This is a genomic window from Synechococcus sp. R5-13 (genome assembly GCF_047462015.1).
In the GTDB taxonomy this organism is placed as follows: Bacteria; Cyanobacteriota; Cyanobacteriia; order Thermostichales; family Thermostichaceae; genus Thermostichus.
Genome location: NZ_JANSIL010000142.1, coordinates 1 through 8,577, shown reverse-complemented (window position 1 = coordinate 8,577; position 8,577 = coordinate 1). Strand labels below are relative to the sequence as shown.

Here is an 8,577-nt window from a genome sequence, read left to right as displayed (position 1 = left end):
CATCAAAGCGCATTCCTCCCGGCACTGACCCTACGGGTACAGTGCGGGGCTCCTGCGATTTCTAGCTGACGCGACAGAGATTTAGGGGTTTCCTTATCAATCCTCTGCAGTTGCGTTTTGCTGCAAATCTTGGGTTAGAAACGCTCAAATTACCACAGAGCAAGGGTTTCCGCCATTGTCATCACTGAGGAAATAGCCAGAATAAGAGTAGCCATCGACCCAGCGATGGGCGCTACGACAACTCGGTGAACGAACGATGTTTCCCTCTCTTTTAAATCCACGTGCAGCAGGCATACTCCTATCGGGAGCTGTCTTGGGCATCCACTGCCAGGTGGCCATGGCCGCTTCCTTCCGCGACACCTTTGGTCACTGGGCCCAAGCCTACATTGAGACCCTCTCCGCTCAAGGAGTGTTGAACGGCTTCCCCGATGGCACCTTCCGCCCCAATGAGCCGGTTACCCGCGCTCAGTTTGCCACCATTGTCAATACCGCTTTCCGCCTCCGCAATACCTCCGGTACTTTCATCGGCTTCCGGGATGTGCCCCCCACCCACTGGGCAGCCAGCGCCATCTCGACGGCAGCAGCCAACAACCTGGTGGCAGGCTTTCCCGATGGCACCTTCCGTCCTGAGCAGCCCGTTACCCGCACCGAAGCGCTGGTGGTTTTGACCAACGCCATTGGCAACACGGGAGCGATCCCAGCCGCTCAGCCCAGCGATCTCTTCAGCCGCTACCGAGATGCGGCAGCCATCCCCAATTGGGCCCTGGCACAACTTGCGGCAGCCAACCGCGCCGGGTTGATCGTCAATTATCCAGACCCGATGCTCTTGGAACCCAACCGTCCCGCCACTCGCGCCGAGGTAGCAGCCTTCACCCACCAGGCCATGCTTAACCGGGGATCCTTGGTGGCACAAAACCCAGGGGGCTTGCCCTCCGGTTCCCAGCCAGGCTTTGACCTGCGCCTTTCCACCCTAGCGGCGGGCACCCTGATGCAAACCACCACCCCCTTCAACGAGCGCCTCTTCATTGCCCCCAACGAAACCCGGCCCATGTCTTTGATCGTCCGCAACCCGATTCGCAACGCCCAGGGGGATATTCTGGTGCCTTTTGGCTCGCGGGTGGATGGCCGCTTTGAGCCAGCCCCAGGGGGCACCCGTTTTGTGGCGGAAAGCATCATTGTCAACAACCAACTGTTCCCCTTGGCTGCCCAATCGGACATCATCCACGATGTCAAGGATCCCCGCTACACCACCACAGGCAAAATCATTCAGGATGCGGCCATCGGTGCAGCAGCAGGCGCTATTCTCGGCTTGGTAACCGGAGACAATGCCATTGCCACAGAAGAAGTGCTGGGGGCAGGGGTGGCCGGAGCGGTGATCGGCAATGTAACGGCGCCGCAGGTGGTGGTGCTGGATCCCAATCAGGTGATCGAGCTGCGCCTCACTCAGGATCTGGCGCTGACCCCAGCATCCCGATAAAAGCGGTGCTGGCATAGCTATCTTCCCAGCCAATCCAAAAGGGTTGTTCCCCCCAACCACAGGCCGATCAAAATGGAAGTGGTCAGCAGTCCTCCTGCTACACAGATCAGGGATCCCAAGCTGCACAGGATCCCGTCTTCTTCCAGGAGGCCAAAAGCGGTGACGAAAACCCCCATTGCCGGCAGGGTGTTGGTGCCTGGAACGGGGATGATCATGGAAATCCCCATCAAGCCGATCCAGGTGCCCAGCCAGACTTGGCCGAGCCGTGTGGTGCAAAGCTGCTTCCAACGGGGGCGGGCAATTTTTTCAATGCGCTGCAACCATGGGATCCCAGCCTGCACCCACTTTTGAAAATGCTTCCGTTCAATAGAGGTCTGCAACACCCATTTCGGCAGCCAAGGAGTGGTTCGCCCTGCCAGCATTTGTGCGGCCAGCAACAGGATGACCACGCCAAAGGGAGTGGAATAGCCGGGAGCCGGCAGAGGCAAAGCAGAAGGGAAAGAGAGCACCGCCAAAAACAAGCCAAAACTGCGCTCGCCCGCCAGTTTTAGAATGTCTTCGATGCGGATCAACCCTTCCGGGGAGGGTTCGGGTTGCTCTGGGCTCTCGGGAAGGCGGGAAAACCGGGCTAGCTCTTGAGACAGACGGGCCATAGAGGGGGCAGGGCTGGAGCGGGCAAAGTTTGGCAACGGGTGGGCACTACCTGGAGGGCCAACGATAGCCTACTGCAAATTCAAGTTGTGTTGGATATCTTGAGCAAAGGGGTGGTTTTGGAGAGGTGACATGCTCGGCAACAGGCTCAACAGGGCCGAGAACATCAGCGGTCTGGAGCAATGGCAGAAGTATCCAACTCAGTTCGGCAGAGGGGGTCGTAGGCTAGGATGGCCCCTGCTGCTGGGATCCCTACTGATAGTGGGGCGCGGTGTGGCCCTGGCAGAAGCGCAGTTGGAGGTGGGCACTTCCACCACCCTGTCCCCGCAGGCAGCTCCGCCGGTGTTGCCACCCCCCCCTGTGGGAGTCCGACAAATTTCCCTGGATACCGATCCCGAACAAACTGCCGATATGCCCCTTTCCCTGATGGCCGAACAGGTGTTGGAGGCGGTGTGCGAAGCCCAGATTGATGCCCAACGGGCCTTGGCTCTCATGCCCGACCTGAGCGAATCCCACATCCGTACTGCCTGTCCGAAGCGGCTGATCCCCAAAAGCTGAGAGGTAGCCCCCAAGTTGGCGCTGAAAAGTAGCCGGAAATACGTTCACTGCCAAGGAAAGGTGGTACTCAACCTGTGTACCTCTTTCTTCAGAGAGCCTTCCATTTATGATCAGCCTTTTTATGAGAGAGCCTGTCTGGTAGGGATCCTGGCGGGGGAACTCAACCGAACAGGCAAGCTGGGGGCGCTCTAGCGTGGACTTTGAACTACGGGCCGGGGAGATTTACGCTCTCCGGGGGGAGAATGGCGCCGGGAAAACCACCCTGATGAACATGCTGGCGGGCCTCTACCAGCCGGATGCTGGCGAGATTCGCCTGCGGGGCCGCCCAGTGCGGATCTGCTCCCCACACCAAGCCATCCAACTGGGCATCGGTATGGCGAAGCTTATGTGGTGCAAAGCTTTACAGGTACCGGCAACATTGTTACACTGACCTAAGATTGTCTGCATCATTGTGCAAATAAATTCACAGACAGCCTATAAGTTTTGTGCGGATCTACACTTGGCATCACTGACTTGAGGGGAAGCCATGCCCAAAAAAGCCGCCAGCACAAAACCAAAAACAACTAGGGCAACCTCAAGAGAAGAGACCAAGCCCGATCCGCAAGGGGCGATTGCTGCAGAAATCCAGCGCCTTTCCGATACCTACGGCATCTCTAAGGAACTCCTGGAGAATTTTGCGCGGTTTGTGGTCAGGCAGCTACAGCCACCGCCTCGGTTGTCTGTCAAAGAGCTGCAGAAAGCGATTTACAACCACTTTGGCGTTAAAAACGCAGCCGAGCTGAGAAAGTCAGCCAGCTTCAAACTGGCAACCAGCGGCATGGGCAAGCTGAGCTTATCCAACATAGACGATTTGGAGCGCATTTATCGTCAGCACATCGGGATCCTTCCCAACGAAGAGGGGGAAGAGGGGTATGGCTGCATCAACGGGATCAACATCTTCAAGTACGACTTGCCATGGCGGGTTTTTGGACTTGACCCCGATCGAGCTACCAATGAGGACATCAAAGCTGCCTTTTATCGCCTGAGCAAGATCTACCATCCCGATTCTCCAACCGGGGATGACAAAATTTTCCAGCGATTGACTCTCTTCTACAAAAGCCTTACGGAGAAATTTGAGCAATGGCTATAGTCTATGTTTCTTCAAACAAGCTCGCCGAATTTTTGGGTATCAGCCTTGAGGAACTCAGGGAGATTGAAGCCTACTTTGACAGTATCCCTGATGATGAGTGGGAACTGGTGGAAGGTAAAGACTATCGCGTTATCAACAAAAGTTCGGGGCTGAGAGAATACACGCAGTCTGGTGCTTACGCCATTTTATCCTTTTTAAGGTCTAGGTCAGAGCAAGGTCGTAAGTACTCTACAGACACAAGCATTAGGAATTGGTTCAAGGAAGAGTATCGCAAGAGGCAGAAGGCTCTGGTGGATCATAGGATCCTCGAAAACAGCTCCTCTCTGGTCAGAAGGCAAGATCAGTTTTGGCTATCTCTTCAAGATGTTGTGACGATCTTTGGAACTCGAACTGATTACCTTAAGAAAGCGCTTGAGATTGCATCAAAACAAAGTAAACTCATCAAAGACGTTCATTACACACGCTTTGGCAACGACGACACTGTCTACCTCTCTTTGCGAGGCATCTATGAGCTTGCCAAGATTATGGTAGAAGTCCTCAAGCAAAACCACAGAAAAGACTGGTGTCGAGATGTTGGCGAACGCATTGAACCCCAGATTCAGGCAATCGTCAAGACAATCCAGGATAGACAAAGGCAGATAGAAAGAGCAAAAGAGCTTGCAAGAAGAAGGGATAAAAATCTCTGTAGAGTTACTCGAAAAACAGCCAGTAGCCTAACGGTTCACCATCTCTACTCTGAAGCGCACTATCCAAAGATTGCAGCAAATCTTTCCAACCTGATTACTATAGCCAGCGAAGTGCATAGCCACTTTCATCAGTGGATGGGAGGTTTCAACGAGCCATGTACAATTGATGACTTCATCAAGTATGTTTTGGAATACTATCCTGAGAACAAAAACCTGATCATCTGGTTGGGACAACAGAAGGCCAGTCTTGGGCCGCAGTTGCCCATTGGCAAGGGGAGAGAGCATGTGCTCTACATTCCTCTCCAGCGTGTAACTTGAAATAACCCATTGGTTATCGGTTGTTTTCAGGTCATTCCAACCACCTTAGTCAGGTTTGTCCGTCCTTGAGGATCCTTGATCTCTTTTTGGGGATCCCTCTTTCTGCGAGCAATCCGCGTCTGTCTCACTGGAAACGACAGAGGCCATAGTACAGCCAGGGATCCCTAAACCAAGCCCTGATTCAAGATCTCGCGGGAACGGGCGATGGCTGCTCTCAAGTTGGCCCGCTGGGTGTAGCGCATCGTCATGGCGGCAGTTGTGTGGCCCAGCAGGTGCTGGATATGTTCGGGGGCAACGCCGCGATCCAGCAACAAGGTGGCAAAGCTGTGGCGAAACTGGTGAGGGGTTTGATGTCCCGGCTCAGGCTCGGTGAGCTTGAGCACAATATGCCGTAGACCATCGTAGGTGAGGGGACGGCCTCGGTAGGCCAAGCAGCGAGATTGGGAAACAAACAAGGGATCCGTCGGCGCGCACGGGCCCCGTTCTTGGCTCAGATACTGCTGCAACAGCTCGGAGAGGGGATCCCCTACTGCCACAGCGCGGGGTTTGCTCCCCTTGCCACAGCGCACTTCCAACAGGGATCCCTCAGGGCTGATTTGAAAATCTTGAACGGTTAAGTCCAACAGCTCCTGGGCCCGCAGCCCGCACTCCAGCATCAGGCGAATCAAAGCCGCGTAGCGCAGAGAATGGTTTTGGGCCCGCTGCAACACCCGCTGCAACAACAACCGATCCAGATCGCGAGGCAAACGAGCGGGTAGGCGGGCAGGTCGAATGGCTTGGGTGGGCAGGGGATCTTGAAGGTAGCCCCGTTGGCTGGCCCATTCAAAAAATTGCTGCAAGGCCAACCGCTTCAGGTTGTAGGTGGCCGGGGAAGCGGGCGGATGGATCCGCTGGCCAGAGCGGCTTTGGAATGGTCGCCCTTTCAAGCTGTTCAAAAAGGACTGAACGTGGACAGGCTGCACCTGGGGCAGCGGCACCGGGCAAGTTTTGGCAAACTGCTCCAGAGCAATGCGATAGGTGCGGCGGCTAGCCGGGGCCAGATCCCGCTCCCGCTCCTGCAAAAATTGCGCCGCCAGATGGCTGAGACTGGGAACAGGGCCAGTCGGCTGACTCTGGGGATGGGTCTCCTGAGCCCAGCCCGATCGAGGCTCCCTCATCCTGCCACCTCCATCCCTCTGCTAGCCCTTAACTTTATCCTCAACTTGTGGCCAGCTGCTGTCCAGAGAGGGATCCCGACCTGAGAGTCGATGGCTACTGGCCGGGCAGCAGGTGTTGGGTGATGAAATCCGTGTACACCTCGCCCCGCAAAAAAGCCTCGTGGCGCAGGATCTGCTGGTGGAAAGGGATCGTGGTGGGCACCCCGGTGATGGCACATTCCCCCAAAGCCCGCTGCATGCGGCGGATGGCTGCTGCCCGGTTAGGCCCCCAGACGATCAGCTTGCCCAACAGCGAATCGTAGTAGGGGGGAATGGTGTAGTCGGTGTAGATGTGGGAATCCATGCGCACCCCCGGCCCCCCAGGGGGCAAATAGGCACTGATCGTGCCAGCGCAAGGCCGAAACTGCTGCTTGGGATCCTCGGCGTTGATGCGGCATTCGATAGCATGGCCCCGCAACTCCACATCCTTCTGGCGAAAGGTGAGGGGTTGACCTTGGGCAATGCGAATCTGCTCGGCAATCAGATCCAGCCCGGTCACCATCTCAGTAACCGGATGCTCCACCTGGATGCGGGTGTTCATCTCGATGAAGTAAAACTGGCCATTTTTGTCCAGCAAAAACTCCACCGTGCCCACCCCCACATAATTCACCACCTTGGCCGCTTTCACCGCCGCTGCTCCCATGCGGGCGCGCAAGCTTGCAGTCAAAGCCGGGCTGGGGGCCTCTTCCAACAGCTTTTGATGCCGCCGTTGAATGGAGCAATCCCGCTCGTACAGATGCACCACATTGCCCTGGCTATCCGCCAAGATCTGAAACTCCACATGACGGGGGCGCTCGATGAACTTCTCCAAGTAAACCCCGCCGTTGCCAAAGGCTGCTTGGGCTTCCCCCTGAGCGGTGCGCAGCATCTTCAGCAGCTCCTGGGCATCCCGCGCCACCCGCATACCCCGCCCCCCGCCACCGGCGGTGGCTTTGATGATCACGGGGTAGCCGATTTTCTCCGCCAGCTTCACTGCCTCCTCCTCAGAGGTGATCAACCCGCGGCTGCCCGGCACCGTCGGCACCCCCACCGCTTGCATGGTCTCGCGGGCCGTGGCCTTGTCGCCCATCTTGCGCATCGCCTCTGGCGAGGGGCCGATGAAGATCAAGTTGTGGTCGGCACACATCTCGGCAAATTTGGCATTCTCCGCCAAGAACCCATAGCCCGGATGAATGGCAGTGGCCCCGCGGGTGAGGGCTGCCGAGATGATGTTGGGAATGTTGAGGTAGCTTTTGGCCACCGGGGCATCTCCTACGCAAACAGCCTCGTCCGCCAGTTGGACGTGCAGGGAGTTCTGATCCGCAGTGGAGTAAACGGCCACAGTTCGGATCCCCATTTCCTGACAGGTGCGGATGATGCGCAGGGCGATCTCACCCCGGTTGGCAATCAGGATCTTGGTGATGGGCGGCATGAGGAAGGTTCAAAGCTGAAGAGGTAGCTAGACCGCTAAGGCCAGCGGTCTGTAAACGCAAGGTTAAGTTCAGGTGCTCATCCTACTATTTGACATACTCCCCGTCTTAAAGGACGGGGATGCTTTCTCAGCCAGCAGAATTGCTCCTACCGACTGAGCTACACAGGGCATGAGGCTGAAACCTCAACCCTATGGGGGATGCCATGGCCCCAACTACTGGGCCGGAGCCCAGATACTTCCTGCGGATGTTAATTGCCCCCACCCCGTCCCGATGGAACTCAAACCCACACCCACACCTGTACACACGACCTTTGGGCTTGTTTCTCTGTCCACAAACAGGACACTCCTGAGAGCTGTACCGCTCATCTTGCAGTACCACTCTCATCCCCAACCGCTCAGCTTTGTAGGTGATGAGATGCCGGACTTGACCATGCAACATCTGGTGGATCTTCTGATTCGCCTTTTTGTTGTAGTTGGCAGACATCCGGATATCCCGAAGGTCGCCAATCACAACTGTCTGCACGCCTCGCTCGTGGAGCGTGGAGACCAGTCTGGTCGTCTGCTTGTGCAGAATGTCTTGGATTTGGTGGTGTAGCTTCTTGAGCTGCAAACGTTGAGAGCGAACTAGCCGCTTCCACCGCCGAGACCCCCGCTTTTTGCGCGCCAGGAGTCGAGCTAGCTTGCCCTGCAGCTTGTTCTGGTAGCGCCTTTTGGAGCGCAGCAGCCTGCCATTGGCGATGTAGGTTTGTCCCCCCTCATGAGCGACTGCGGGGTGAATCTCACCCAAATCCACAGCGGCAACGTTGCTCTCTTCCCCCTCTTCTTCCGGCGGCGTATCCCCCACCTTGTAGCAAGCCCTCAGCTCATACTGCTGGCCATCCCAGCCCATCTCTACCCAAACAGGCGTATCCCAAGCCCAGTTAACAATCAGGGGCTCCTTGCCTTTCCCGTTCGACAATCGCAGCTTCCCATTGACGACTTGGATGGCTGAAGATTTCCACTGGACTTTGTAGAAGTACCGACGGCGTCGAGGTGGACGGGCGTTGGGGTCGGTTTTGCGGCGTTCCCGCCAGGACTTGAGAGAGGCAAAGAAGCTTTGCACTACCGCGTCTGCACTGTGAGCATGAAGTGTATTCTCAGGGTCGTTGGGA

Annotated in this window: 9 protein-coding genes; 5 read left to right on the top strand and 4 right to left on the bottom strand. The window is 56.5% G+C overall.

From position 1 onward, the window contains the following. The first annotated feature begins 313 nt into the window (after nt 1–313). Nucleotides 314–1,477, top strand: a complete 1,164-nt coding sequence (locus NW840_RS10790) for an S-layer homology domain-containing protein (protein ID WP_414344211.1) — start codon at nt 314–316, stop codon at nt 1,475–1,477. Nucleotides 1,478–1,494: 17 nt separating this feature from the next. On the opposite strand, the gene NW840_RS10785 is transcribed toward NW840_RS10790, so the two are convergent. Further along, the gene (locus NW840_RS10785) at nt 1,495–2,166 is read right to left on the bottom strand and encodes an exopolysaccharide biosynthesis protein (RefSeq protein WP_238376955.1); all 672 of its coding nucleotides are present in this window, start codon (nt 2,164–2,166) and stop codon (nt 1,495–1,497) included. Between the two features lie 94 nt (nt 2,167–2,260). Between NW840_RS10785 and NW840_RS10780 the strand changes: the two genes are divergently transcribed. From NW840_RS10780 to NW840_RS10765, 4 genes are all read left to right on the top strand, one after another. Continuing rightward, entirely contained in the window at nt 2,261–2,686 is a 426-nt protein-coding gene (locus tag NW840_RS10780) for a hypothetical protein (RefSeq protein WP_414344208.1), read from the top strand. Nucleotides 2,687–2,879: 193 nt separating this feature from the next. Next, complete coding sequence (locus tag NW840_RS10775) at nt 2,880–3,116, top strand: ATP-binding cassette domain-containing protein (RefSeq protein WP_414344206.1); 237 nt, start codon at nt 2,880–2,882, stop codon at nt 3,114–3,116. 96 nt (nt 3,117–3,212) lie between these two features. Next, complete coding sequence (locus NW840_RS10770; RefSeq protein ID WP_083757641.1) at nt 3,213–3,815, top strand: J domain-containing protein; 603 nt, start codon at nt 3,213–3,215, stop codon at nt 3,813–3,815. Then, a complete protein-coding gene (locus NW840_RS10765; protein ID WP_414344204.1) occupies nt 3,806–4,819 on the top strand; it encodes a hypothetical protein in 1,014 nt (337 codons plus the stop codon). Before NW840_RS10770 ends, NW840_RS10765 begins: the two co-directional genes overlap by 10 nt. A 164-nt stretch (nt 4,820–4,983) precedes the next feature. Here the strand turns inward: NW840_RS10765 and NW840_RS10760 are convergent, their stop codons facing one another. The 3 genes from NW840_RS10760 to NW840_RS10750 form a co-directional block, all read right to left on the bottom strand. Next, nucleotides 4,984–5,976 carry a tyrosine-type recombinase/integrase gene (locus tag NW840_RS10760; RefSeq protein ID WP_414344203.1) on the bottom strand — a complete coding sequence of 331 codons (993 nt, stop codon included), beginning with the start codon at nt 5,974–5,976 and terminating at the stop codon, nt 4,984–4,986. Nucleotides 5,977–6,070: 94 nt separating this feature from the next. Continuing rightward, a complete protein-coding gene (accC, locus tag NW840_RS10755) occupies nt 6,071–7,426 on the bottom strand; it encodes an acetyl-CoA carboxylase biotin carboxylase subunit (protein WP_414332260.1) in 1,356 nt (451 codons plus the stop codon). A 127-nt stretch (nt 7,427–7,553) separates the two neighbouring features. Next, nucleotides 7,554–8,577 (bottom strand): RNA-guided endonuclease InsQ/TnpB family protein (locus NW840_RS10750; RefSeq protein ID WP_414344202.1); only part of this gene is annotated, 1,024 nt, incomplete at its 5' end.